Origin of the sequence: Celeribacter ethanolicus (assembly GCF_002407265.1) — a bacterium.
Taxonomy (GTDB): Bacteria; Pseudomonadota; Alphaproteobacteria; order Rhodobacterales; family Rhodobacteraceae; genus Celeribacter; species Celeribacter ethanolicus.
The window spans coordinates 19,569-46,067 of sequence record NZ_CP022196.1; the positions used below are offsets into that span (position 1 = coordinate 19,569).

The 26,499-nt window shown below is 63.2% G+C and carries 23 protein-coding genes; 17 read left to right on the forward strand and 6 right to left on the reverse strand.

Annotated features, from left to right (window positions below):
- Window positions 1-247: 247 nt before the first annotated feature.
- The 15 genes from ftsW (at window position 248) to recN (ending at window position 16,398) form a co-directional block, all read left to right on the forward strand.
- On the forward strand, window positions 248-1,417 hold the full coding sequence (ftsW, locus tag CEW89_RS00085) for a putative lipid II flippase FtsW (RefSeq protein ID WP_066705527.1): 1,170 nt from the start codon (window positions 248-250) through the stop codon (window positions 1,415-1,417).
- A gap of 35 nt (window positions 1,418-1,452) precedes the next feature.
- A complete protein-coding gene (gene murG / locus CEW89_RS00090; RefSeq protein WP_096804451.1) occupies window positions 1,453-2,550 on the forward strand; it encodes an undecaprenyldiphospho-muramoylpentapeptide beta-N-acetylglucosaminyltransferase in 1,098 nt (365 codons plus the stop codon).
- A 37-nt stretch (window positions 2,551-2,587) separates the two neighbouring features.
- Window positions 2,588-3,991 carry a UDP-N-acetylmuramate--L-alanine ligase gene (murC, locus tag CEW89_RS00095; RefSeq protein ID WP_066705523.1) on the forward strand — a complete coding sequence of 468 codons (1,404 nt, stop codon included), beginning with the start codon at window positions 2,588-2,590 and terminating at the stop codon, window positions 3,989-3,991.
- Between the two features lie 4 nt (window positions 3,992-3,995).
- On the forward strand, window positions 3,996-4,304 hold the full coding sequence (locus CEW89_RS00100) for a hypothetical protein (protein WP_096804452.1): 309 nt from the start codon (window positions 3,996-3,998) through the stop codon (window positions 4,302-4,304).
- A gap of 84 nt (window positions 4,305-4,388) precedes the next feature.
- Window positions 4,389-5,591: an APC family permease gene (locus CEW89_RS00105; protein WP_096804453.1), complete on the forward strand. Its 1,203-nt coding sequence runs from the start codon at window positions 4,389-4,391 to the stop codon at window positions 5,589-5,591.
- Window positions 5,592-5,611: 20 nt separating this feature from the next.
- Window positions 5,612-5,842, forward strand: coding sequence for a DUF2484 family protein (locus CEW89_RS00110; RefSeq protein ID WP_157779714.1), 231 nt, complete (start codon window positions 5,612-5,614; stop codon window positions 5,840-5,842).
- 5 nt (window positions 5,843-5,847) lie between these two features.
- On the forward strand, window positions 5,848-6,108 hold the full coding sequence (locus CEW89_RS00115; protein WP_066705515.1) for a DUF2484 family protein: 261 nt from the start codon (window positions 5,848-5,850) through the stop codon (window positions 6,106-6,108).
- Complete coding sequence (murB, locus tag CEW89_RS00120) at window positions 6,105-7,070, forward strand: UDP-N-acetylmuramate dehydrogenase (RefSeq protein WP_096804454.1); 966 nt, start codon at window positions 6,105-6,107, stop codon at window positions 7,068-7,070. The genes CEW89_RS00115 and murB overlap by 4 nt, the downstream gene beginning before the upstream one ends.
- Before the next feature lie 125 nt (window positions 7,071-7,195).
- Entirely contained in the window at window positions 7,196-8,107 is a 912-nt protein-coding gene (locus CEW89_RS00125) for a D-alanine--D-alanine ligase (protein WP_198403468.1), read from the forward strand.
- Window positions 8,095-9,078: a cell division protein FtsQ/DivIB gene (locus CEW89_RS00130; protein WP_096804455.1), complete on the forward strand. Its 984-nt coding sequence runs from the start codon at window positions 8,095-8,097 to the stop codon at window positions 9,076-9,078. Before CEW89_RS00125 ends, CEW89_RS00130 begins: the two co-directional genes overlap by 13 nt.
- On the forward strand, window positions 9,075-10,406 hold the full coding sequence (gene ftsA / locus CEW89_RS00135) for a cell division protein FtsA (protein ID WP_066705511.1): 1,332 nt from the start codon (window positions 9,075-9,077) through the stop codon (window positions 10,404-10,406). Before CEW89_RS00130 ends, ftsA begins: the two co-directional genes overlap by 4 nt.
- A 399-nt stretch (window positions 10,407-10,805) precedes the next feature.
- Window positions 10,806-12,440, forward strand: a complete 1,635-nt coding sequence (gene ftsZ / locus CEW89_RS00140) for a cell division protein FtsZ (RefSeq protein ID WP_066705510.1) — start codon at window positions 10,806-10,808, stop codon at window positions 12,438-12,440.
- 312 nt (window positions 12,441-12,752) lie between these two features.
- Window positions 12,753-13,688 (forward strand): UDP-3-O-acyl-N-acetylglucosamine deacetylase, encoded by a 936-nt coding sequence (lpxC, locus tag CEW89_RS00145; RefSeq protein ID WP_096807072.1) that lies wholly within the window; start codon window positions 12,753-12,755, stop codon window positions 13,686-13,688.
- Between the two features lie 207 nt (window positions 13,689-13,895).
- Complete coding sequence (locus tag CEW89_RS00150) at window positions 13,896-14,732, forward strand: outer membrane protein assembly factor BamD (protein ID WP_096804456.1); 837 nt, start codon at window positions 13,896-13,898, stop codon at window positions 14,730-14,732.
- Window positions 14,733-14,745: 13 nt separating this feature from the next.
- Window positions 14,746-16,398: a DNA repair protein RecN gene (gene recN / locus CEW89_RS00155; protein WP_096804457.1), complete on the forward strand. Its 1,653-nt coding sequence runs from the start codon at window positions 14,746-14,748 to the stop codon at window positions 16,396-16,398.
- A gap of 166 nt (window positions 16,399-16,564) precedes the next feature.
- Here the strand turns inward: recN and CEW89_RS00160 are convergent, their stop codons facing one another.
- Window positions 16,565-17,932, reverse strand: a complete 1,368-nt coding sequence (locus tag CEW89_RS00160; protein WP_096804458.1) for an FAD-binding oxidoreductase — start codon at window positions 17,930-17,932, stop codon at window positions 16,565-16,567.
- A gap of 117 nt (window positions 17,933-18,049) precedes the next feature.
- Here CEW89_RS00160 and CEW89_RS00165 point away from each other — a divergent pair, with 117 nt between their 5' ends.
- Window positions 18,050-19,735: a chloride channel protein gene (locus CEW89_RS00165; RefSeq protein ID WP_096807073.1), complete on the forward strand. Its 1,686-nt coding sequence runs from the start codon at window positions 18,050-18,052 to the stop codon at window positions 19,733-19,735.
- Between the two features lie 272 nt (window positions 19,736-20,007).
- Here CEW89_RS00165 and CEW89_RS00170 read toward each other — a convergent pair whose 3' ends face one another.
- From CEW89_RS00170 to cobT, 4 genes are all read right to left on the reverse strand, one after another.
- Window positions 20,008-20,559, reverse strand: coding sequence for a fasciclin domain-containing protein (locus CEW89_RS00170; protein WP_096804459.1), 552 nt, complete (start codon window positions 20,557-20,559; stop codon window positions 20,008-20,010).
- 501 nt (window positions 20,560-21,060) lie between these two features.
- Window positions 21,061-21,402, reverse strand: coding sequence for a DUF427 domain-containing protein (locus tag CEW89_RS00175; protein WP_066705502.1), 342 nt, complete (start codon window positions 21,400-21,402; stop codon window positions 21,061-21,063).
- Between the two features lie 73 nt (window positions 21,403-21,475).
- Entirely contained in the window at window positions 21,476-23,260 is a 1,785-nt protein-coding gene (locus CEW89_RS00180) for an aminopeptidase P family protein (protein WP_096804460.1), read from the reverse strand.
- 44 nt (window positions 23,261-23,304) lie between these two features.
- On the reverse strand, window positions 23,305-25,179 hold the full coding sequence (cobT, locus tag CEW89_RS00185) for a cobaltochelatase subunit CobT (protein ID WP_096804461.1): 1,875 nt from the start codon (window positions 25,177-25,179) through the stop codon (window positions 23,305-23,307).
- Window positions 25,180-25,381: 202 nt separating this feature from the next.
- Here cobT and CEW89_RS00190 point away from each other — a divergent pair, with 202 nt between their 5' ends.
- Window positions 25,382-25,969, forward strand: a complete 588-nt coding sequence (locus CEW89_RS00190; protein ID WP_096804462.1) for an NADPH-dependent FMN reductase — start codon at window positions 25,382-25,384, stop codon at window positions 25,967-25,969.
- Between the two features lie 72 nt (window positions 25,970-26,041).
- Here the strand turns inward: CEW89_RS00190 and CEW89_RS00195 are convergent, their stop codons facing one another.
- Window positions 26,042-26,473 (reverse strand): hypothetical protein, encoded by a 432-nt coding sequence (locus CEW89_RS00195; protein ID WP_096804463.1) that lies wholly within the window; start codon window positions 26,471-26,473, stop codon window positions 26,042-26,044.
- Between the last annotated feature and the right edge of the window lie 26 nt (window positions 26,474-26,499).

Genomic DNA, 26,499 nt, shown 5'->3' on the forward strand with positions numbered 1-26,499 from the left:
GTTGGAGGAAAGAAGGAGGATGGGTTAGCGCCACCATGCGCAGATTCACGTTAACGATCAATGACGGTGATCAATTCGCGTTTTTGCATAAGAGGCGCAGCAGAGAGACTGTTTTGGGCAAAACCCCGCTTTCCTGCGGCTCCCGATCGGTCTGACCGCAATCTGTAGTGGCGTGCGGGCGCGAATGCCGCTATTCTGATCGGTATAGACCCGGAAAATCGGGCATGAGGCAGATGTAGGCGGTATCATGACAGAGATGGTGTATGGCTCGGCGCCGATGCGCGTGGGAGAGCCGATCCTTCCGCGTTGGTGGCGGACAATCGACAAATGGACGCTGTCCTGCGTCTTCATTCTCTTTGGCATCGGGCTTTTGCTCGGGCTGGCGGCCTCGCCACCCCTGGCCGAGAAAAACCACTTCACCGACCTGTTTCACTACGTCAAACGTCAGGCGTTTTTCGGCGGTGTCGGTCTTGTCGTCATGATCGGCATCACCATGATGGACCCGGCGCGTGTGCGTCGTGTCGCTGTGGTCGGCTTCGGGATCGCCATGCTGTCGCTTTTGCTCCTGCCGTTCTTCGGCACGGATTTCGGCAAAGGCGCGACCCGGTGGTTCTCGCTCGGTTTCGCTTCGGTCCAGCCGTCGGAATTCCTCAAACCCGCCTTCGTCATCACCGCCGCCTGGCTGATGGCCGCCGCCCATGAAATCGGCGGGCCTCCGGGGCGGATGTATTCCTTCCTTCTGGCCTCCTTCATCGTCATCCTGCTGGCGTTGCAGCCGGATTTCGGTCAGGCCTCGCTCATTCTCTTCGCTTGGGGCGTGATGTATTTCGTTTCCGGCGCGCCTCTGACGCTGCTGGTCGGCATTGCCGGGCTGGTCGTTGCGGGCGGCACCTTTGCCTATCACAATTCCGAACACTTCGCGCGTCGTATCGACGGCTTCCTGAACCCGACCATCGACCCCACGACCCAGATCGGCTATGCCACCAACGCTATTCGCGAGGGCGGGATTTTCGGCGTCGGCGTAGGTGAGGGGACGGTGAAGTGGTCCCTGCCGGATGCGCATACCGATTTCATCATCGCCGTTGCCGCCGAGGAATACGGGCTCATCCTTGTGGGCATCATCATCGCACTTTACGCCACGATCACCGTGCGGTCCCTGTGGCGGCTTCTGCGCGAACGCGATCCGTTCATTCGGCTGGCAGGCACCGGGCTGGCCTGTGCTTTCGGCATTCAGGCCTTCATCAACATGGGCGTGGCCGTCCGGCTTCTGCCTGCCAAAGGCATGACTCTCCCGTTCGTGTCCTATGGTGGCTCGTCCGTGATCGCCTCGGGCATTGCGCTCGGCGCACTTCTGGCCTTTACCCGCACCCGTCCGCAGGGCGAGATCGGCGACATCCTGATCCGGCGCGGGCGCTGAGCTCCGTACGACCGCAAGACCAAAAAGAGACTGACATGACCCAAGCCCCCCTTCTCGTCATCGCCGCCGGCGGCACCGGCGGGCATATGTTCCCGGCACAATCGCTGGCCGAGGTGATGCTGGCCCGGGGCTGGCGGGTGAAACTGTCGACCGACGACCGTGGCGCGCGTTACACTGGCGCGTTCCCGAAAGCGGTCGAGATCGACACCGTGCCCTCGGCCACCTTCGCGCGCGGCGGCATCCTGGCGAAAGCTCTGGTGCCGTTTCGCATCGCGGGTGGCGTGCTTTCGGCGCTCACCAAATTCGTCTCCGACAAGCCCGCCGTCGTTGTGGGCTTCGGTGGCTACCCGGCGATCCCGGCGGTGGCGGCGGCGACGCTTCTGAAACTGCCGCGGATGATTCACGAACAGAACGGCGTTCTGGGGCGGGTCAATCAGGCCTTTGCCAAACGCGTCAACACGGTCGCCTGCGGCACATGGCCGACCACCCTGCCGCAGGGCGTCGAGGGCTATTATGTCGGCAACCCGGTGCGTGGTGCGGTGCTTGAAAAACACGCTGCGCCCTATATTCCGCCTGGGGATTATCCGATGGAGCTTCTGATCGTCGGCGGCTCGCAGGGCGCGCGCATCCTCTCAGATGTGGTGCCGGATGCGATCTCGCGTCTGCCGGAACACATGCTGTCGCATCTGCGGGTGAGCCAGCAGGCGCGTCCCGAAGATCTCGACCGCGTCACCGAATTCTATCACACTCAGGGCATTCAGGCCGATGTGCGCCCGTTCTTCGACGACATCCCGACCCGGATGAGCGAGGCGCAACTGGTGATCTCCCGCTCCGGCGCCTCGACCGTTGCGGATATTTCCGTGATCGGGCGTCCGTCGATCCTGATCCCCTATGCCGCCGCCGCTGGCGATCATCAAACCGCCAATGCGCGCGGGTTGGTCGAAGCAGATGCCGCCGTGATGATCCCCGAAAGCCAACTGACGCCGGAGAGCCTGGCCGAACAGATTTACAACGTGCTGGCTCACCCGCAGGGCGCAACGATGATGGCCCATGCCGCACTTTCGGTGTCGAAACCGATGGCGGCAGAGGAACTGGCGGCTCTGGTCGAAGAGCTGGCCTTCAACAAACAATGATGGCCCGAACGGGCGACAGACGAGTGAGACGAAACAGATGAACGCTTCCGTGACCAAGCTTCCCACAGAGATGGGCGCAATCCATTTTGTCGGCATTGGCGGCATCGGCATGTCGGGGATTGCCGAGGTGCTTTTGAACCATGGCTATCAGGTGCAGGGCTCCGATCTGAAAGCGTCGAAAATCACCGACCGGCTCAAGGCGCTGGGTGCGGTGATCTACGAGGGGCAGCGCGCGGAAAATCTGGACAATGCCGAGGTCGTGGTGATCTCAAGCGCGATCAAACCCGGCAACCCGGAGCTTGATACCGCCCGCGCCAAAGGCCTGCCGGTGGTACGCCGCGCCGAGATGCTGGCCGAGCTGATGCGCCTGAAATCCAACGTCGCCATCGCGGGCACCCACGGCAAGACCACGACCACCACGCTCGTCGCTGAATTGCTCGTCGCGGGCGGCATCGACCCGACCGTGATCAACGGCGGCATCATCCACGCTTACGGCTCCAACGCCCGGATGGGGCAGGGCGACTGGATGGTCGTCGAGGCCGATGAGAGCGACGGCACGTTCAACCGTCTGCCCGCCACCATCGCCATCGTGACCAACATCGACCCGGAGCACATGGAACACTGGGGTACGATCGAGAACCTGCGTCAGGGCTTCTACGATTTCGTCTCCGGCATTCCGTTCTACGGCCTCGCGGTCTGCTGCACGGATCACCCGGAGGTTCAGAGCCTCGTCGGCAGGATCACCGACCGCCGCGTCGTCACCTACGGGTTCAACGCCCAGGCCGATGTGCGTGCTGTCAATCTGACCTACAAGAAAGGTGTGGCGCATTTCGACATCGTTCTGGCCGCCGACAATATGGTGATCGAAGGTTGCACCCTGCCCATGCCCGGAGATCACAACGTGTCCAATGCTTTGGCCGCCGTTGCTGTGGCGCGTCATCTCGGCATGAAAGCCGAAGAGATCAAGAAAGCGCTGGCCGCTTTCGGCGGCGTCAACCGGCGCTTCACCCGTGTGGGTGAGGTGAACGGCGTCACCATTATCGACGACTACGGCCACCACCCGGTCGAGATTGCCGCCGTGTTGAAAGCCGCGCGTCAGGCCTCCGAGGGGCGCGTCATCGCCGTGCATCAGCCGCACCGCTACTCGCGTCTGCATAGCCTGTTCGACGATTTCTGCACCTGTTTCAACGAAGCCGATGTCGTCGGCATCGCCGAGGTTTACGCCGCAGGCGAGGAGCCGATCCCCGGCGCGTCCCGCGACGATCTTGTGGCCGGTCTCATCCGTCACGGCCACCGCCACGCCCGTGCGGTGACCTGCGAAGACGATCTCGAACGGCTGGTGCGCGAACAGACCCGTCCCGGCGACATGGTTGTCTGCCTCGGGGCCGGGACCATCTCGGCTTGGGCGCATAACCTGCCCGAGCGCCTGTCGAAAGGCTGAGCGCATGGCGGGGATGGCCTTCAAGGCATTGGGTCTTGCGCTTCTCGTGCTGCCGTGGCTTGCGGTGCCTCTGGCGGGCTGGTTCGGTTGCAAGGGGCGCTGGCCCTTCGCGCTCATCCTTGCCTTGCATCTGACCCTCGGAAGCTGGGTGCTGTTCTTCGCGCTCGAATATGTCGTCAATCAGGGGCACCTTACCGGCGGTCCCTCGTCGGCCATCGCCGCCGCCCTGACACAGGCGCTGATCGCCTTTGTCCTGTCTCTTGCGGCCCTTGGCGGGGGGCTGCTCTGGCGGCGAAACGCGGGCGCCACATAAGGAGTTGCCCGCTTTGTTCTGACGCAGAGACCTGCGGCGCGCGGCGGGTTATCCTGTGATCATCGCCTGACAGTGGAGACGCGCATGGCACGCCAAGGAAAAGCAGGACAGCTCAAACGCCGCATTGGCCCCGGATTGCTCACGGCTTACGGCGTGGGCGTCATGGTCGGGGCGGGGATTTACGTGCTCGTCGGCACGGTCGCGGCCGAGGCCGGGCTTTACGCGCCCCTGGCCTTCCTTTTGGCCGGGCTGATCGCCGCGCCCTCCGCGCTTTCTTATGCCGAATTGTCCACCCGTATCCCCGAGGCGGCGGGCGAGGCGGCCTATGTCGAGGCAGGAACCGGATCGCGTTTTCTCGGCCTGCTCGTCGGGCTCGCCATCGTCGCGGGGGGCACCCTGTCGGCGGCGGCGGTGCTCAGGGGCGGGGCAGGCTATCTCATCGGGGTCGTCGATGTCCCATTCGCCGTTGCCGTGGTGGGGCTCGGCCTCGCGCTGATCGCGGTCGCCCTGGTGGGGGTGTTGGAGAGCCTCGCCGTTGCGGCGCTGTTTACCGTGGTCGAGGTCGGCGGGCTGGCACTGGTGATCTGGTCCGGTTGGCATGCTCCGGTCTCCCCGGATTTCCTCAGCCCCGCAGAGCCGTATTTCCCGGGCATCGGGGTGGCCGCGACGCTGGCCTTTTTTGCCTTCATCGGGTTCGAAGACATCGTCAATATGGCCGAGGAGGTCAAGCGCCCCGAACGCACTCTCCCCATTGCCATCATCGCTTCTCTGGTCATCACGACGCTGCTTTATGCCGGTGTCACCATCACCGCCGTGCGTGCCGTGCCGCTCGAAAATCTCGTCGGCTCCGAGCGCCCGCTCGCATTGGTTTTCGAAGCGGGCGGCGGGCCGGTGGCCGTGCTCTCCGCCATCGCCGTTGCCGCCGCGCTGAACGGTGTGCTGGCGCAGATCGTCATGGCGGCCCGTGTGCTCTTCGGTCTTGGCAAACGCGGCGGTTTTCTGGGCCTGTTCCATCACGCCCATCCGCGCTTTGGCACGCCGGTTCTGGCCACGCTGCTGATCGGGGGCGCGGTTCTGGGGGCGAGCCTCGCCTTGCCGGTCGCCGATCTCGCGGGGGTGACCTCGACGATCCTTCTGGTCGTCTTCGCTCTGGTGAACGGTGCGCTCATCCTGTTGAAGCGCCGCACCCCGCAGGCGCCCTTCCGTATTGCGGACTGGGTGCCCGTGGCGGGCCTGGTCTTCGCCGTTCTGGCGCTTCTGGCCTTCGCCCTCGGAGGCGTGTCGTGACCCTGTTGCAGGAACCATTGGTGGCGCTCGCAATTTGGGCGCTTGCCACCATGGCCCTCGCTCCGTTACCCTTGCGCTATCAGATTCTCCCCGGATTGGCGCTTTTGCTCGTGCTGCCCGTGGTGCTTCTCTGGACCGGTCGGGTGCATGGATACCTGCCGGTGTTGCTCGGTTTCGCTGCTGCCGTGTCTTTGTTTCGAAAGCCGCTCAAGGTGCTGTGGAGGCGACTTGTGCGGCGAACCAGGAAGTAGGCCGCATGACTCTGTCCCTCACCCTTGCCTGTCTCTGGGCGGTGCTCGCCAATGTGATCGCGATGTTTCCCTCGCGACGCAATCACTGGCCTGCGGCCTATGCGCTGATTGCGCTGGGGGTTCCTCTTCTAGGATTTGTCACCTATGAGAACGGTCCATGGATCGGGCTTTTTGTCTTCGCGGCGGGCGTCTCGATCCTGCGCTGGCCTGTGGTGTATCTGGGCCGGTGGATGCGGCGCACATTGGCAAAGGACCCTGCGGAATGATCTATCCCGAAACCCGTGGCAAGCTGACCGAGAACCGGACGCTTTCCGATCTCACGTGGCTGCGTGTGGGCGGGCCGGCGGATGCGTTGTTTCAGCCTGCCGATCTGGAGGATTTGCAGGGGTTTCTCGCAAATCTCGCCCCGTCCGTCGCCGTCTTCCCGATGGGCGTCGGTTCGAACCTGATCGTGCGGGACGGCGGCATTCGGGCCGTGGTGATCCGCATGGGGCGGGGCTTTAACGGCATTGGGATCGAGGGCAATCGCGTGACCGCAGGTGTCGCGGCGCTCGACGCTCATGTGGCGCGCAAGGCCGCCGAGGCCGGGCTCGACCTGACTTTCCTGCGCACCATCCCAGGTGCCATCGGTGGCGCTGTGCGGATGAATGCCGGCTGCTACGGCTCCTATGTCGCCGATCATTTCGTCTCGGCCAGGGCCGTGACGCGGGCAGGGGAGTTGGTGACGCTCACCGCCGAAGACCTGAGCTTCCAATATCGCCAGACCGATCTGCCCGAAGGCTGGGTCATCGTCGAAGCCACGTTTGAGGCCGAGAGCGCCGATCCCGAGATGCTCAACTCCCGCATGGACGACCAGCTTGCCAAACGCGACGCCACGCAGCCCGTCAAGGAGCGCAGCGCGGGCTCGACCTTTCGCAATCCGGCGGGATTCAGTTCGACAGGGCGCGCCGACGACGTGCATGATCTCAAGGCCTGGAAGGTGATCGACGACGCCGGGCTCAGAGGTTTTTCCATCGGCGGCGCGCAGATGAGCGAGAAACATTCCAATTTCATGATCAACATGGGCGCGGCCACTGCGCAGGATCTTGAGCTTTTGGGCGAGACGGTGCGAAAAAAAGTATTTCAAAACGCCGGTCTCGCGTTACAGTGGGAAATTAAGCGCATCGGCGAATTTTCTGGCGATCCGATCCCGGACGGTCTTGCCGAAGCACAAAATTCCGAGGCATAAGTGCCTGAACGCTCTGAGCAGGGCGTGAAGACAGACCCCGAAACGGGGCTTTTTCAAAGGGTCGCGCTAGACGACCCAAAATGGAGCGGGTCGCAAAAGACGATCCCATATTGAGGCGAGTGGACATGTCGAGCAGGCAGTCCCCGAAAGTGGCCGTGATCAAGGGCGGGCCTTCGTCAGAGCGCGAAGTGTCTTTGTCCTCCGGTCTGGAATGCGCCAAGGCGCTTCGGGGTGAAGGATTCGAAGTTGTTGAGATCGACGCGGGCGAGGACCTGTGCGCGCAATTGGCCGCGTGTCAGCCCGATGTCGTGTTCAACGCGCTGCATGGCCGGTTCGGCGAAGACGGCTGTGTGCAGGGGCTTCTGGAATGGCTGCGCCTCCCCTACACCCATTCCGGTGTGCTGGCCTCGGCCCTCGCCATGGACAAGGAAAAGACCAAAGAGGTCTACCGTGCCGCCGGTCTGCCGGTCGTGCCTTCCAAACTCGCCTCGCGTCTCGAGGTCGAAGCCGGTCATGTAATGGCGCCGCCCTATGTGGTGAAACCCTATAACGAAGGCTCGTCTGTGGGGGTCTATATCGTGCGCGAAGGCTCCAACGCGCCGCGCCTGTCGGAAGACATGCCTGCCGTCGTGATGGTCGAAGCCTATGCGCCGGGCCGCGAGCTGACCTGCTCCGTGATGGGCGACACGGCGCTTTCCGTCACCGATATCCTCACCGACGGCTGGTACGATTACGACGCCAAATACAAGGCGGGCGGTTCGCGCCATGTCTGCCCCGCCGAGATCCCCGCCGAGATCACCGCCGCCTGTCAGGACTATGCGCTGCGTGCCCACAAGGCGCTCGGCTGCCGCGGCGTGTCGCGTACCGATTTCCGCTGGGACGAAGCCCGCGGCATCGACGGTCTCGTGCTTTTGGAAACCAACACCCAGCCGGGGATGACGCCGACCTCTCTGTCGCCGGAACAGGCGCAAAAAAGCGGCATCAGCTTCGGTCAGTTCTGTGCCTGGATGGTGGAGGACGCCTCATGCGACCGGTAGATCCGATCGAGTTTGCCAAAGGCCCGACCGCAGGCGGCTCTGCCCGTGTCTCCGAGGCCGTGGCCCGTGCGATCCGGGCCCGCCGGGGGGACACGGAGGCCGCCCCTCAGCGCCCTCGTGACCCGGCGCCGTCGCGCGCCGCTTACCGGATGAACCGGCTCTGGCTCACGCCGTCCTTTCGTTTCTTCCTGCGCCGCATCGCGCCGATGGCGGCCGTGGCGGCCTGCGTCGGGCTGTGGTTCGCGTCCGAGGACAACCGTACCGCTTTCACCGATCAGATCGCGCTGTGGAAAAGCGAGATCCAGAACCGTCCCGAGTTCATGGTGAAACTCATGGCGATTGACGGTGCCTCCGCACCTCTGGCCGAAGACATTCGCGAGATTGCTGCGATGGATTTCCCGATTTCCTCCTTCGATCTCGATCTGCCGGAAATGCTCGAGCAGATCGAGGATCTCGATGCCGTCGCCTCCGTGGGGCTGCATGTGCGGGCAGGCGGCATCCTTCAGGTCGACATCACCGAACGCACCCCCGCTGTGATCTGGCGCTCTTCCGCCGGGCTGGAAATGCTCGATGCCGAAGGTCATCGGGTGGCCGCGCTGCCGCATCGGGGCGACCGTCCCGATTTGCCGCTGATTGCGGGCGAGGGCGCGGAGCGCGCGGTGGTCGAGGCGCTGGCACTTCTCAAATCCGCCGGTCCGCTTCTGCCGCGGATGCGCGGGCTGGTGCGTGTGGGCGAGCGGCGCTGGAACGTCGTTCTGGACCGCGATCAGGTGATCATGCTGCCGGAAGAGAACCCGCTTGGTGCTTTGGCGCAGGTGGTGGCGCTCGATCAGGCGAAAGACCTTTTGGGCCGCGATGTCGCAAGCGTCGACATGCGCCGCCCGACCCGACCGACAGTGCGGCTGACCGAGGCCGCTCAGGACGAACTCAAACGCCTGCGCGGCGTCGAACTTGGAGTGTCTTACAGATGACCGATTTGTACGAGGCCCAGCGGGCCATGCGGAACATGCGCAAGGCCGCTCTGCAGCGTGGCGTGATCGCCATTCTCGATGTCGGCACCTCCAAGATTGCCTGTCTGGTGTTGCGCTTCGACGGCGAACGCTTCATGGGCGGCGATGGGGTCGGGGCGCTGGCCGGTCAGTCGTCCTTCCGCGTCATCGGGGCTGCCACCACGCGCTCGCGCGGTGTGCGTTTCGGCGAGATCGATTCCATGCCGGAGACCGAACGCGCGATCCGTACCGCCGTTCAGGCCGCCCAGAAAATGGCCCAGACCCGGGTCGACCACGTCATCGCCTGTTTCTCCGGCGGCAGCCCGCGCTCCTACGGCATCGCGGGGCAGGTGGATGTGGAATATGACACCGTGTCCGAACAGGACGTCGCCCGCGTGCTCGCCTCCTCCGACGTGCCGGAGTACGGCACCCATCGCGAAGTGTTGCACGCCCAGCCGGTGAACTTCCAGCTCGATCATCGCTCCGGTCTCAAGGATCCGCGCGGTCAGATCGGCCAGAGCCTTGCCGTCGACATGCATATGCTGACGGTGGACACGGCGACGATCCAGAACCTTCTGTACTGTATCAAGCGTTGCGATCTCGAAGTCGCGGGGCTGGCCTCCGGCGCTTATGTCTCCGGCATTTCCGCCCTCGTCGAGGATGAGCAGGAGCTGGGCGCGGCCTGTGTCGATCTCGGCGGCGGCGCGACCGATGTGTCGATCTTCATGAAGAAACACATGATCTATGCCGATAGCGTGCGCATGGGCGGCGAGCATGTGACCTCCGACATTGCCATGGGGCTGCAAATTCCCTTTGCCACCGCCGAGCGGATCAAGACCTTTTACGGCGGGCTTGTCGCCACCGGCATGGACGACCGCGAGATGATCGAAGTGGGCAGCGATTGCGGCGATTGGGAGAAAGACCGCCGCACCGTGTCGCGCGCCGAACTGATCGGCATCATCCGCCCGCGCGTCGAGGAAATCCTCGAAGGCGTGCGCGAATGTCTCGATGCGGCGGGGTTCGAGCACATGCCCAGCCAGCAGATCGTGCTGACCGGCGGCGGTTCGCAAATCCCCGGCCTGGACACGCTGGCGCCGAAGATCCTCGGTCAGAATGTGCGCATTGGCCGCCCCCTGCGGGTTCAGGGCCTGCCGCAGGCTGCGACCGGCGCGGCCTTTGCCTCTGCCGTCGGGTTGTGCCTCTTCGCGGCCAATCCGCAAGACGAATGGTGGGATTTCGAGATTCCCGCCGAACGCTACCCGGCGCGCTCGCTCAAACGCGCGATGCGCTGGTTCAAGGACAACTGGTAAGAGATTGCGGCCGGGCGGGGGGCTGTGTTAGGGTTTGCCATAACAAAGTCTCCGCCTCGCGACGCGCAGGAGAGTGGTCGAGCAGGGCCCCGGCATGATGGTTGAAAGGCGAAGCCCGTGAGGCTTCGGGCGCGCGTTCGTGATGCGTGCTCTTGGGTTCTGTCGGCATCTATCCCCTAAATCTGCCGTTTTGCGCAAAATCCCGCCTAAATAAGCGGGCCGTATCCCCATATTTTGTGGAAATCTCATGTTTTGGGGATGACGAGACGGGCGAAACCCCATAGGATTTATCGTGAATAGGTGAATTTTGCCCCGATTCAGGGGTGGGGACAGTCGGGGAAGCGTGCAGAAGGTGCGACGACCCTGAGCACAACAGCTAAAAGAACACAGGCGGTACTCATGGCTTTGAATCTGACGATGCCCGAGCGGGACGAGTTGAAACCGAAAATCACGGTGTTTGGTGTCGGTGGTGCTGGCGGCAACGCGGTCAACAACATGATCGAGAAGCAGCTTGAAGGCGTCGATTTCGTCGTGGCGAACACCGACGCGCAGGCGCTGCAACACGCCAAGGCGCAACACCGCATCCAGATGGGTGTGAAAGTGACCGAGGGTCTTGGCGCCGGTGCGCGCCCCTCCGTCGGCGCGGCGGCTGCCGAAGAGAGCATCGAACAGATCGTCGATCACCTGGCAGGGGCCCACATGTGCTTCATCACCGCCGGCATGGGCGGTGGCACTGGCACAGGCGCGGCTCCGATCATCGCGCAGGCTGCCCGTGAACTGGGCGTGCTGACCGTCGGTGTCGTGACCAAGCCGTTCCAGTTCGAAGGCGCGAAACGCATGCGTCAGGCCGACGAGGGCGTCGATCAGCTTCAGAAGATGGTCGACACGCTGATCGTGATTCCGAACCAGAACCTGTTCCGTCTCGCCAACGAGAAAACCACCTTCACCGAGGCCTTCTCCATGGCCGATGACGTGCTTTACCAAGGCGTCAAGGGCATCTCCGACCTGATGGTCCGTCCGGGCCTCATCAACCTCGACTTCGCCGATGTGCGTTCCGTGATGGACGAAATGGGCAAGGCGATGATGGGCACGGGCGATGCGACCGGCGAAGATCGCGCCATTCAGGCCGCCGAAAAAGCCATCGCCAACCCGCTCCTCGACGAGATTTCGCTCAAGGGCGCGAAAGGCGTTCTGATCAACATCACCGGTGGCTACGATCTGACCCTGTTCGAACTGGACGAAGCCGCGAACCGCATCCGTGAAGAGGTCGACCCGGACGCCAACATCATCGTCGGCTCCACGCTGGACACCGATATGGACGGCGCGATGCGGGTCTCCGTGGTGGCCACGGGCATTGACGCCCGCACGACGCTCGAAGAAATGCCGGTGCCGCGTCGCCGTCTGGCCGAGCCGCTGCAAACCCCGGATGTGGTCGAAGAGAAGATGGAGCAGGCCGCGCCCGCCGCCGTCGCAGCCGCCGCTGCGGTGGAACATGCGGCCGAACCGGCTCAGCCGACCCTCGACGTGTTCGATCCGCAGGAAAGCCACCGTCGTGAAGAGCGCCGCGAAGAATTCCGTGCGCTCGACGACGATCTGCCGCCGCCCGCCTATCAGCCGCGCCCGCAGCCGATGCCGCAACCGGCGATGCACGAGCCCGAAGCCGAAAGTTTCGTTGCTCCGCGCGCTCCCGCACCGGGCACGCCTTCGCCGGAGGCTCTGGCCCGTCTGCAGGCCGCCGTGTCGAAACAGCCCCGGGCCGACATGCGTCCGCAGCAGCACCAGCCCGCGCCGCAGCATCAGCAGCCCGCCGCGGAAGCCAAGGGTGGTCGCTTCGGGATCAACTCGCTGATCGGTCGCATGACCGGGCACAATGAGCCGGAAGCCCGTTCCGCGGCACCGCAGCCGCAGGCCCGTTTCGGTGCCCAGCCGCAGGTCCGCCCGCAGGTGCATCAGGCCTATGACGAGGATCAGGATCCGAACCCGGAGCAGGAAAAGATCGAAATCCCGGCCTTCCTGCGTCGTCAGGCGAACTGACATAAATCCGTGAGTGGAGCGCTTTGAGGCCCCGGTCTCAAGATCACATTCACGAAGATTGCAACATTTGAAAGGTCGCCGGAAGGCGGCCTTTTTCTTTTGTTTCAAGGGAGTTGCCGCGTTGCGGCAAAGATGTGCGCGGGTTTTTGCCTCTCTCCGCGTGACCATGTTTCAATCGGTTACAAAGATTGAGTTGAGCTTGGTGAACCGGATTGGTTAGGTGCGGGTTAACAAGACGCGTCGGCGCGGAGAAACCCAAATCTGTCCGCGAACTCCGATGCGCAACAAGATTGAAAGATTGTGAGGCCGGTGGTGCAGAGCACAGTTGCAAAACGAATTCGCTTCGACGGTGTGGGGCTCCACTCCGGCGCCCCCGTGCGCATGGATGTCCTGCCAGCGCCCGCCAACAGCGGCATCACCTTCCTGCGGTCCGACATCGAAGCCGATGCGTCGGACACCCGCGATGCGCTGATCCCGGCGCGTTGGGACGCGGTCGTTCCCTCCCAGCTTTGCACGCTGATCCGCAACGACGAGGGGGTCGAGCTTTCGACCATCGAACACATCATGGCCGCGCTTGCGGGCTGTGGCATCGGCAATGCGGTGATCACCGTCGACGGGCCGGAAGTGCCGATTCTCGACGGTTCTGCCGCGCCCTTCGTCGACGCTATTCTCGCCGCCGGTCTGCGCCGTCAGGACGGCCCGACCCGCGCGCTGAAAATCCTCAAGCCGGTCGAGCTTGTCACCGACACCGCACGCGCCCGTCTCGAGCCGTCCGACACGATGGAGATCGACTTTCACATCGACTTCGCCGATCCGGCGATCGGCGTTCAGGACAAGCATCTGGTGATGGCCAATGGTGCGTTCGTCCGCGAACTGTCGAACTGTCGCACCTTCTGCCGCAAGGCGGACGTCGATTACATGCGCGAAAACGGTCTGGCCCTTGGTGGCACCTTCGAGAACGCCGTGGTGGTCGATGGCGATGCGGTGCTTTCTCCGGGCGGTCTGCGCCATGATGACGAGCCGGTGCGTCACAAGATGCTCGACGCTCTGGGCGATCTCTACCTTGCGGGCGCGCCGATCCTTGGCCGTTATGTCGGCGAAAAGGCGGGCCATGCGGTGACCAACAAGCTTCTGCGCAAGCTGTTCGACACGCCCGGTGCCTGGGCTTTCGTCACCGTCGATGCGGCCACCGCCGCGCGGCTTCCCGGCGCGGGCGTCAGCCCTGCCGATCTGGCGGTCTGCGCCTGATCTCCCTCCCCATGCCCGGTGCGTCCGGGCGGGGAAACCGGGGCGAGGCAGGGGGAAGGCCAGGGGGCAAACTGGCCGCACAAAGCACACTCTCCATGCCGTGATGACTTTTCCGCCGTTAAGGCGTTTTGCACCGGATTTTTCTGTGCTAGGAGTGTGGACACGACCCGGTCAAACGGGCGGTGAACGGTGAGGGTAGGGCCTTTCATGACGGCATGTAAAACAGGCAAACTGGCTTTAACGCTCGGTGTTTCCATGGCTTTTCTGACGGCCTGCGGGAATTATTCGCCGCGCGAGAACCTCGAGGGCTATCCGGCGGATGACATCTATGAGCGGGCCGAGTTCGAGATCACGCAAAAGGATTTCGGCGATGCGGCCTTCTATTTCGGCGAGGTGGAGCGGCTTTATCCCTATTCCGACTGGGCCAAGCGCGCGTTGATCATGCAGGCCTTCTCCTATCACCGCGACAAGGATTATGAGAACGCCCGTGTTGCGGCACAGCGTTTCCTCGACTTCTACCCGGCGGACGAAGATGCCGCCTATGCCCAGTATCTGCTGGCCCTGTCCTATTACGACCAGATCGACGACGTGGGGCGCGATCAGGGCCTCACCTTCCAGGCGCTGCAGGCGCTGCGTGTGGTCATCGAACGCTATCCCAACAGCGAATATGCCCGCTCCGCGATCCTGAAATTCGATCTCGCCTTCGACCACCTCGCGGCGAAGGAAATGGAGATCGGGCGCTATTATCTGAAAAAGAAACATTACACTGCCGCCGTGAATCGTTTCCGTGTGGTGGTGGAACAGTTCCAGACCACCCAGCATACGCCGGAGGCGTTGCACCGCCTGGTCGAAAGCTACCTGTCGCTGGGCCTCACCGAAGAGGCACAGACCGCAGGCGCGATTCTGGGCCACAACTACCAGTCCTCCGAATGGTATCAGCGCAGCTACAAGCTGCTGACCGGGCAGGGGCTGGAACCGAAAGTCTTCGAGAACAACTGGCTTGGCGCGATCTATCGTCAGATGATCCGCGGCGAATGGCTCTGAGGCTCAGACCCCCATGCTGAGAAGTCTCGACATCCGGGACATGCTGATCATCGACCGGCTGGAATTGGAATTTCAGCCGGGTCTCAATGTTTTGACCGGCGAGACCGGCGCGGGCAAATCCATCCTCCTCGACAGTCTCGGCTTTGTCCTCGGTTGGCGCGGGCGCGCCGATCTAGTGCGCACGGGCGCGGCGCAGGGCGAGGTCACGGCGGTGTTCGATCTGCCGAAAGGCCACGATGCCGAAGAGGTTCTGGCCGAGCTGGGCATGGACACCGACGACGGTGAGCTGATCCTGCGCCGGGTCAATACGGCGGACGGGCGCAAGACCGCCTGGGTCAACGACCGGCGGGTCTCGGGCGATGTGCTGCGGCGGCTTTCCGACGTTCTCGTGGAACTGCACGGGCAACATGACGACCGGGGGCTTCTGAACCCGCGCGGGCACCGGCTTTTGCTCGATGCCTTCGGGGGCGTGGCGCCGCTTCTGGAAACATCGCGCGGCGCTTGGAAAGCCCTAAGTGCCGCACGCAAAGCGCTTGCCGAGGCTGAGACCCGGCAGTCCGCCTTGAAATCCGAGGAAGAGTTCCTGCGCCATGCCGTGGGCGAGCTTGACGCTTTGAACCCCGAGCCCGGCGAGGAGGCCAAACTCGACGCCGAACGCCGCCTGATGCAATCGGCGGAAAAGATCGCTGGCGATGTGGCGAAAGCCCATCAGGCCCTGTCCTACGATGGCGGCGAAGGGATGTTGACGGATGCGCTGAAATGGCTCGAAGGGGCGTCTGATCGCGCCGACGGGCGGCTGGACGCGGCGATCGACGCGCTGGGCCGGGCGCTCAACGAACTGGCGGAGGCGCAAGCGGGCGTCGAGGATTGTATCGAAGCATTGCAATTCAATCCGCATGAGTTGGAGCGGGTCGAAGAGCGGCTTTTCGCCATTCGCGGTCTCGCGCGCAAACACAATGTACTGCCCGACGAGCTTGGCTCCTTTGCCGACGGTCTGCGAGAGAAACTCGCCGCCCTCGATGGCGGGGAAGGCGATCTGGCGAAGCTTGGCAAAGTCGTGCGCGACGCCGAATCTGCCTATGACGCCGCCGCCATGGCGCTCACCGAGGCCCGCATGAAAGCGGCGCAGGAGCTCGACGCGATGATGGGCCGCGAACTGGCTCCGCTCAAGATGGAGCGGGCGGTGTTTGCGACCGAGATCACCCCCGGCGAACCGGGCCCCGAGGGGTGCGATGCCGTGGCCTTCACGGTGGCGACCAACCCCGGCGCTCCCGCCGGGCCTTTGAACAAGATCGCCTCAGGCGGTGAGCTGTCGCGCTTCCTGTTGGCGCTCAAGGTCTGTCTCACCCGCGACCAGACCGGTGTGACGATGATTTTCGACGAGATCGACCGCGGTGTCGGTGGCGCGACCGCCGATGCCGTAGGCCGCCGCCTCAAGGCGCTCTCGGACGAGGGGCAGGTGCTCGTCGTCACCCACAGCCCGCAGGTCGCGGCCCTTGGCGGTCATCACTGGCGCGTCGCGAAACGGGTCGAGGCGGGGATGACGTTGTCCGAGGTGACGCCGCTCGATGCGGACAACCGGATTGATGAGCTGGCGCGGATGCTCTCGGGCGACACGATCACGGAAGCGGCGCGTGAGGCGGCCCGTGCGCTTTTGGCACGCTGACTTAACCTGAGCGCTTTGGGCGTGTTGAACAGGTCGCCCGTCGCATTTTCACGGAAGTTTAATGATGTCTTGCTAAGCTGCCCACATGTTCCGAGTGGCTTTGTTTCACGAAAACGGCGCGAAAGGGGGGACCTTTTCGCGCCTGCTTTCTCTTGCGGAACGCGGCTCAGGGCACCATCTTGCCCGGATTGAGGATGTTCTTCGGGTCCATCGCCGCCTTGATCTGCCCCATGAGGCCCCAGGCCGCGCCATGTTCCTCTGCCATAAGGCTTTTCTTGCCCATGCCGATGCCATGTTCGCCGGTGATCGTGCCGCCGAGCGCCAGCGCGCGTTCGGCCATGCGATGCGCCAGATCTTTCGCCAGTTTGATCTCGTCGGCGTCGTTCGGGTCGACCAGCAGGATCGCATGGAAATTGCCGTCGCCGACATGGCCGAGAATCGGCCCGTCGATGGGCGAAGCCGCAATATCCGCTGCGGTTTCCTCCACCGCCTGCGCCAGTTTCGAGATCGGCACGGAAATATCCGTCACCACCGCCTTCGCGCCTTTCCGGAGCGCCAGACAGGCCCAATAGGCATGGTGACGCATGGTCCAGAGCGCGTTGCGATCCTCCGCCTTCGAGGCCCATTGGAAATCCGAACCACCGAATTCATGCACGATCTCGCCGAACATCTCGACCTGTTCGGCCACTCCGCTCTCCGAGCCGTGGAACTCGACGAAGAGATGCGGTTTGAGCGGGAAATCGGCACCGGAATATTTGTTCACCGCATCGACGCTTTCCGCATCGAGAAATTCGATCCGCGCCATCGGCAGCCCGACCTGAATGGTGGCGATTACGGCCTGCACCGCGGGGCTGATTTCGTCAAACGAACAAACGGCGGCGGAGATCGCCTCCGGCTGACCATGGAGCCGCACGGTCATTTCCGTGATCAGGCCCAGCGTGCCTTCGGAGCCAACGAAAAGCGAGGTGAGATCATAACCCGAGGCCGATTTGCGCGCCCGCGATCCGGTGTGAATCACCCTCCCGTCGGCCAGCACCACCTCGAGCCCGATGACATTCTCCTTCATCGTGCCGTATTTCACCGCCGTCGTCCCCGAGGCCCGCGTCATCGCCATGCCGCCAAGGCTTGCATTGGCGCCCGGATCGACCGGGAACATCAGCCCGGTGGTCCGAAGTTCGACATTGAGCGCCTCGCGGGTGATCCCCGGTTGCACCACCGCGTCCATATCCGCGTCGTTGACCCGGATGACCCGGTTCATCCGCGAGAAGTCCACGACCAGACCGCCCTTCACCGCAAGCGTCTGGCCCTCCAGAGACGTGCCCGCGCCAAAGCCCGTCACCGGGACCTCATGGGCGTGACAAATCTTCATCAGTTCGGAGACCTCTTCGGTGGTCTCGGGATAGGCCACGGCCTCCGGCGGGGTCAGCGGAAACCACGTCTCCGACAGCCCGTGCTGGTCCAGTTCGGACTTGGATCGGCTGAGCCGACCCTCTAGAACGGAAGAAAGCGCGGCATATACGGTTTCGGAAATCATGGTCGACTCGCTGTCTGTTGGGGTCCGGCGACCATAAAGGAAGCGGGTGGTCGGGAAAAGCGGACCGAAACGACAGGTCCGGGCGGTGGCGGTCGAATGCGTCTGGAAGGGGCGGGGATGTCAGAGGAAAAACCGGCCTATCCGGCCAAGGCGCTGAACGAGATCCGCGACGGGCTGCGCGAAACCCTGTCGCTGATCCGCCGTCGCGGTCCGAGCCAGATCCAGTTCTGGTTCATCGCGTTGGTCATCGGCATCGCCTCGGGCGGGGCCGCGCTGTTCTTCCGCCTCGGGATCGAGAAACTTCAGGCCTTTCTCTATGGCACGCACGATCTGCGCCATCTGCACACGGTCGCCCGCGACCTGCCGTGGTTCTGGGTGCTCGCCCTGCCGGTGATCGGCGGGCTGGTCGTCGGCATCATCCTCAACTGGTTCACCCCCGATGGCCGTGTGCGATCGGTCGCCGATGTGATCGAAGGCGCGGCCCTCAACGACGGTAGGGTCGAGAAACGCGCGGGCCTCGCCTCCGCCGCGGCCTCTCTCATCACCCTCTCCACCGGCGGCTCCTCGGGCCGCGAAGGCCCCGTGGTCCACCTTGCAGGCGTCATCGCCACATGGGTCTCGAACCGCCTCCACGCCGACGGCATCACCGGGCGCGATCTTTTGGGCTGCGCCGTCGCCGCCGCCGTCTCCGCCTCCTTTAACGCACCGATTGCGGGCGCACTTTTCGCCCTCGAAGTCGTGTTGCGCCATTTCGCCGTTCATGCCTTCGCCCCCATCGCCATCGCCTCCGTCGCTGGTACGGTGATCAATCGGATCGAATTCGGCGGCGTCACCGAGTTCACCCTCGCCGATGACGGGGCGCTGTCCTTCTATGTCGAACTGCCCGCCTTTCTCATGCTCGGGCTCCTGTCCGGCCTCGTCGCCGTGCTGCTGATGCGCACGATTTTCATGGCTGACGATTTCGGCTCCTGGGTGCAGGAAAAACTGCACCTGCCGCCTGTGCTGCGGCCTGCGGCGGCGGGGCTTTTGCTCGGCTGTATCGCGATCTTCTTTCCGCATATCATCGGCGTCGGCTATGAAACCACCTCCGCCGCCCTCACCGGGCAACTGATCCTCTGGCAGGCTGTGGTCTATGCCGTGCTCAAGGTCATTGCCGTCGCGATCACCATGGCGGGGCGCATGGGCGGGGGCGTGTTTTCCCCCGCGCTCATGGTCGGTGCGCTTACCGGCCTGTCCTTCGGGCTGATCGCCACCGGGATCTTCCCCGACGTTTCCGGCACGGTCACGCTCTATGCGCTGGCGGGCATGGGTGCGGTGGCCGCCGCCGTGTTGGGCGCACCGATCTCGACCACGCTCATCGTCTTCGAACTCACCGGCGACTGGCAGACCGGGCTGGCCGTGATGGTCGCCGTGTCGCTCTCGACCGCGCTGGCCTCGCGCCTCGTCGACCGATCCTTCTTTCTCACTCAGCTCGAACGCCGCGGCGTCCACCTCGCCGCCGGACCGCAGGCCTATTTGCTCGCCACCGTGCGCGTCCACCAATGCTACCGCAAACCCGACGCGCCGCGCGCCGCCACGGAAGAGGCTTGCAAGGAGCTGATCGGGCAGGGGATTTACATCTCTCCCAACGCCACGCTGGAACGTGCCATGCCCTTGTTCGAGAAGAACAACCTGATCTTCGTTCCCGTCGTGACGCTGCACGAGGACACCGGGCCGGAACTGCATGGTGCGCTGTTCCAGGTCGATGCGCTTCGGGTGTTCTCGCGCAAACTGGCCGAAACGGCGGCGGAAGAGCATTCGTGAGGGATCTGACGAAGCATGGGGGGTGTCTGGCGCACAATCGGACATGGGGCCGAAGCTCTGCACTCGCCATCAGGTTGACGCTTCGGCCCAGAGCAACCTTCGAGCCCACGATATAGTCAGCTTACTCCAACGGCCATTCGGCAAAACAACGGCAGGTGCCAGCGCGATCAGGACGGCCCCCGTCGTCAAAAGAAATGTTCTGCGTTGCCATTCGAAAATGCCCGGATAGGCCTGCCAAATGTGCTTGGCCCATCCGAGCGGATCTGTCCGACTTACTTCGGAACGAGGACGGTGTCGACAACGTGGATCACGCCGTTCGACTGATCGACATCTGCAATGGTCACGCGAGCGGCGTTGCCGCTTTCGTCGTAGATATATACATTGTTGCCTTTGACCTGTGCCGACAGGGCGTCGCCCGAGACAGCATTGAAGTGATAAAAGCCATCGGCTGAGGCGCGCGCTTGACGTGCGATCTGTGCTGCGGACCAGTCACCGGCCACCACATGCGCCGTCAGCACTTTGACGAGCATGTCCTTGTTTTCCGGTTTCAGGAGCGTCTCCACCGTTCCCGCCGGAAGGGCAGAAAAGGCATCGTTCACGGGGGCAAAGACTGTGAACGGGCCGGGGCCTTGCAGCGTCTCGACCAGACCTGCGGCCTGAACAGCGGCGACCAGGGTGGTGTGATCTGCCGAGTTCACCGCGTTCTCAACGATGTTCTTGGTCTCGAACATGGGCGCGCCACCCACCATCGGGTTTTCAGCATAGGCCGCGGTTGCAATGGTCAAGGCTGCGGCGGCGGTTGCCAGTTTGGACATGGTTTTCATTTTAGTCTCCTCTCTGAATGAGCCGCTTTCTTTCGCAGCTACCGAGGAGACACGGCGTGTGGTGTGGAATAGTTTCAGCCGGACTGAAATAAATTTGCGTCGAAGAATTCGTCGCTCGCCCGGATGGCTCATGTGGGCACGCGAATGGGCGAACCGCCTTCGGGTTCATCGGAGACTTACGCTAAGTGGTCGTTCGTCCTGAGCGCAGAGAACGTCAGGAAGCCCCCTTTACACCTCAAACGCGCCTTGCGTGAGCGTCTGCGATGGTTTCATTTCCTGAAATTGGCGAGACATATCTGTCGATCATTTCGTCCCGCCGCATGCGGTTCATGTGATCTGAAAAGACATCATAGGGTTTAAGCAAAGTCCATGTGCACGGAGTGCTCTGGTGTCTTCCCGTACACCCAGCAGGGTCCGACAAAAGTCCGACAGAAGTCCGACACTTTGCCGACCGCTGAGAACGCCGTCCAAGAGAGAGCTCCCATGGACGGCGTTTGTCTGTCAAAGCTGTTCGACAGCCGCCTTTTGCGGGTAGAAAGCGACGTAGCCTTTGACCTCGGCGGCGCGAGGTTTTGGGTCTTCGTAAGACCATGCCGCATTGGCGATCACGACGGATTTCGTATGAATATCAAAGTGTTTCGCCTCGCCCTTGAACGGGCAGACGGAGACGATCTCGGTCGGTTCGAGAAAGGCCATGGCAAGGTCCTCGCGCGGGAAATAGATCACCGGCGGGAACTCTCCTTCGCTCAGCTCCAGCGCCCGGTCGGTCTCCCCCAACACGGCGCCGCCCGCCCGCACGACCCATTTGCCGCTCGCCGGGCGGATTGTGATGTGATCTCCCATGTTCTCGTCCTTTTGTTCGTCTTCTTATCTGTTTTCGCACAGACCTTATCAGGGTTATTGCATCAGGTATATGTCAGACTGGTGCAACCGCTTGCCGCAGCCAGGCGCGTGCCGGTTCCGACACCCGGTCCTTGAGCTTGTCCCAGACTGCATCGTGGTAATCGTTGAGCCAGTCCCGCTCCCAAGGCGCAAGCTCATCGGCGAGGATCAGGCGGCGGTCGATCGGCACCCATGTCAGCGTCTCGAAGCTCAGCATGTCGCGTTGCGGATCGGCGCTCTCGAGCGGCGGAGCAGGGGTCACCACGATCAGGTTCTCAATGCGGATGCCATAGGCACCCTCGCGATAATAGCCGGGCTCGTTCGACAGGATCATGCCTTCACGAAGCGACAGGGCCGAGAGGCGCGAAATCCGTTGCGGGCCTTCGTGGACCGACAGATAGGCGCCGACGCCGTGGCCCGTACCGTGGTCGTAATCCCGTCCCATGCGCCACAGGGGCGCACGGGCCAGCGCGTCGAGATGGCTGCCCGCCACGCCGCGCGGAAACCGCGCCGTGGAGATCGCGATCATGCCCTGCAACACGGCGGTGAAGGCCGCGCGTTCCTCCGCGCCCGGATCGCCCAGAGCGACGGTGCGGGTGATGTCGGTTGTGCCGTCCTGATATTGCGCGCCGCTGTCGATCAGCAGAAGCTCGCCCTCTTTCAGCGCGCGGTTGGTGTCCTCCGTCACCCGGTAATGCACGATGGCGCCATTTGGGCCGGAGCCGCAGATGGTGTCGAAGGAAATCTCCTTGAGCCGGTTCGTCGCCGCCCGGCAGGCTTCGAGGTGTTTCACAACCTCGATCTCGGTCAGGTCCTGTGGTGCCTGTTCCGACAACCATGCGAGGAATTCGACCATTGCCGCCCCGTCGCGCAAATGCGCCTCGCGCGTGCCCGCGATTTCTTCCGGCGTTTTACAGGCTTTCGGCAGGATGCAGGGGTCTTCGCCCGCGACGATCCGGGCCTGTTTCAGCAGCGTCTTGACCGCCTGCGGCGCCGATCCGGGATCGACCAGAACCTTGCCTGTCACCTCGCCCAGAGCCTCGGAAAACTCGGAGCGCGGGCGCAGGGAAATCCGTGGATCTGGCCCGAGATGAGCATATTTTGAGGCATCGTCAAAGAGTTGCAAGCGACCTGTGGTGGTCAGAATGGCAAAGGTCTGCACCACCGGGTTGTGCGCAATGTCCGATCCGCGAATGTTCAGCAGCCAGGAAATGCTGTCGGGTAGGGTGAGCACCACCGCCTCCGCGCCGGTTGCGGCGACCGCCGCGCCGATTTGAGCAAATTTTTCCTCTGAGGTTTTGCCCGAAAGCTCGAACGGCTGCACGCTGACCGGTTCGGCGGGGCGGTCGGGGCGGTCTTTCCAGATGCGATTGACCAGATTGGGGCTGGCGATCAACTCCTTGCCGGTGCCTTCGAGCGCGCATCGCAGCCCCTCGATTTCGCGGATGGTGTGCAGCCACGGGTCAAAGCCGATCTTCTGCACATCGCTCGCCAGAATCCAGTCCGCTAGTGTCGTCGCGGGCCAGTCGACATAGTCGAAAATCGCCGGATCGCATTGTGCACGGACCTGCACCGTGTAGCGCCCGTCGGTGAACACCGCCGCGCGGCCCGCAAGGATGACGGCGAAGCCCGCCGATCCGGTGAAACCCGTGAGCCAGGCCAGTCGGTCGTCGCAGGGGGCGACATATTCCCCCTGATGGGCATCTGCGCGGGGCACAATGAAGGCGTCGAGGCCGATTTCCTGCATTTCTGCGCGCAGGGCAGTCACGCGGGGAGCGGCCTGTTCCGGTCGCGCGGTCACGTCAAAGCTTTGGAACATTTTGCAATGGTCCTTTCGGTTGTTCACATTTCGGACGGCCCCGCTCAGGAGGCGCGGCGCATGCCCATGACACGGGCGCGGGCGCGCGGATCGCTGTCGAAGAGCGAGGCGAGCTGTTCGGTCATCGCGCCGGCCAGTTGTTCGGCGTCGGTGATGGTCACGGCGCGGTTGTAGTATCGCGTGACGTCATGGCCGATGCCGATGGCCAGAAGCTCGACCTGACGGCGTTTTTCGACCATGGCGATCACGTCGCGCAGGTGTTTTTCCAGATAATTCGCAGGGTTGACCGATAAGGTACTGTCATCGACCGGCGCGCCGTCGGAAATCACCATGAGGATCTTGCGCGCCTCAGGCCGTGCAGAAATCCGCCGGTGCGCCCATTCAAGCGCCTCACCGTCAATGTTTTCCTTGAGCAGCCCCTCTTTCATCATCAGGCCGAGATTGGCCCGCGTTCGACGCATCGGCGCGTCGGCGGATTTGTAGACGATGTGGCGCAGATCGTTCAACCGGCCCGGCTGTTGCGGGCGACCGGCGGCCAGCCATTCCTCGCGCGACAGCCCGCCTTTCCACGCCCGTGTGGTAAAGCCCAACACCTCGACCTTGACGCTGCAGCGCTCCAGCGTGCGCGCCAAAACATCGGCACAGATTGCGGCGATGGAGATCGGGCGACCGCGCATCGAGCCGGAGTTGTCCAGAAGCAGCGTCACCACCGTGTCGCGGAATTCCGTGTCTTTTTCGACCTTGAAGGACAGGGGCGTCGTCGGGTTCGCCACCACACGCGCCAGACGCCCGGCGTCGAGAATGCCCTCTTCGAGGTCGAATTCCCACGACCGGTTCTGCTGTGCCTGAAGACGACGTTGCAGTTTGTTCGCGAGGCGCGACACGGCACCTTTGAGCGGTTCGAGCTGCTGGTCGAGATAGGCGCGCAGGCGTTCGAGCTCGGCGGGTTCCGCGAGCTCCTCGGCCATGATCTCTTCGTCATGGGCGGAGGTGAACACCTGATAATTCGGATCGGCATCGGAGACGGGGGCGGGTTGCGGCGGCTCGACATCGGCCTCGTCCTGCGGCAGCTCGACCTCTTCCGAGAACTCCTCGTCGGCCATGTCGTCGGAGGAGACGGAAGCCTCCTGCATGTCCTGCTGCTGTTCCTGGGTGTCCTCGGCGCTGGCCTCGTTCTCGTCGTCCTGGTCCTGCTCTTCGCCCTGGCTGTCGGGCTCTTCCTCCTGCTCGTCGGTCTCGGCGCTCTGGTCCTCTTCGGGATCGGTCTGATCCGGGTCGTCACCAAGCTGATCGCCATAGCCCAGTTCCTCGATCACGCGGCGGGCGAGGCGGGCAAAGCCCTGTTGATCTTCCAGAAGGCTGTCGAGGTCCTCGAACGTGTCCTGAGTCTGGCCGTCTATGAAGTCGCGCCAGAGATCGAGGATGTTTTCCGCCGCGTCCGGCATGGTGCGTCCGGTGGCCTTTTCCCGCAGGTAATAGCCCATGGCCTGAGCGAGCGGCGCATCTTCGCGCCGGGAAATGCCGTCATAACCGCGCCGCAGCGCCTCGTTTCCGATCTTGGCGTCGATATTGCCCGCGGTGCCGGGCATGTAACGCGCTCCCGCCGCTTCGCAGCGCGCGCTCTCCAGAGCGTTATAAATGTCAAAAGCCATCTGGCCCGGCGGGGCGTAGCGCTGGAAAGTGGCCTCGTTGTGGAACTTGTGGCGCAGCGCCAGCGCATCGGCGGTGCCGCGCGCGATCAGCACCTCTTCTTTCGACATCCGCCGCGACACTTGCGGCAGGCGCATCGTGTCGCCGGAGAGGCCCGAGGGGTCCATCGTGTAGGTGACCGTCAACTCGCTGTCGTCGGCCAGCACTTTGGTCGCTTCCGCGAGCGCTTTCTTGAAGGGATCTGCCGGGTTGTCGCTGGGCTTTTTCATGGCTTCGTTAAATCACGCGGCGCGGGGCCGGGCAAGCGAAAGAGATACGCAACAGGGTCGGCGCGAGGTCGCACAGGTTTTGTGTGTTTGTGCGCAGAGATTGGCATTGATGCGCGGCCCTGTGCGGATTTACGACTGGCGCAAAGGTGCGCTCCTCCCTCGATTGTTTTTCCAACCGGCGTGCCGTGAAAAGGAATTCAACATGTCCAATCCCAAGATTGCCATCGTCATCGGCTCCACCCGCGACGCTCGTTTCGCGGACAAACCGGCCCAGTGGCTGTTCTCCAAGGCGCAAGAGCTGTCCTCTGAGCTTGATTTCGAGCTCGTCGATCTGAAAGATTTCGATCTGCCGATGTTCAACGAAATGGCTTCCAACCTCTGGATGCCGTCCTCGGATGAGAACGCGATCAAATGGCAGGAAAAAATGGCCGAATTCGACGGCTATATCTTCGTGACGCCGGAATACAACTCCTCGATCCCGGCCTCGCTGAAAAACGCGCTGGATCAGGCCGGTAAGGAATGGGTCCGCAAACCCGCCGCTGTCATGGGCTATGGTGCAGTCGGTGCGGCCCGTGCCGTCGAGCATCTGCGCGCCGTGGTGATCAACCTGCAAATGGTGCCGGTGCGCTCCGCCGTCTACATTTCCGGTTCCGATTTCTTCAAGGTTTCGCCGCTCGGCGCCAATGCCGAGATGAGCGAGATCGAAGCGGGCATTCTGCCCTCCGTCGAAGCCATGCTGGGCGATCTGGCCTGGTGGACCAAAGCCACCAAAGCTGCCCGCGACGCATAAGTTTCGGACCAAAGTCCCACGCACATATCAGGCAAAAAGGTCCGCGAAAGCGGGCCTTTTTTATGTCGGGTCTCAGCCGCCCAGCAACATCTCCCGGCATTGACGGATATTGCTCTCAGCCAGCGCTTCCGCCCGATGTGCCTCCTCCGTGTCGAAGGAAAACCGCGACAGGGCCAGAAGCTCGGTTTGGGACACATGGCCAGCGATGCGCAATTCTTCATAGGAAGGCGCGGCCTCGGGCGCGATGACGGCGGCAAGCAGGTCTTGCATCTCACGTTTGAGCGCCATCAACTCCCGGTCTTCGCGATGCGCCGCCTCCGCCGAGAGCCGCCCGGCGCAATAGGCGAAATCGCGGGCCAAAGGATTGTCTGCCCGAGGATCGACCGGAGGATCGCTTTGAGGCGCGCCCTGCGCCGCAGGTATCCACACAGCATTCCACAGCGCGGGCAACACCAGCGCCCAAAGGGTCTTTCGCATCGAAAACCTGTGGAGAAATTCGGGCATGGTCTGTCTCTGCGTTTGTCCTTGTC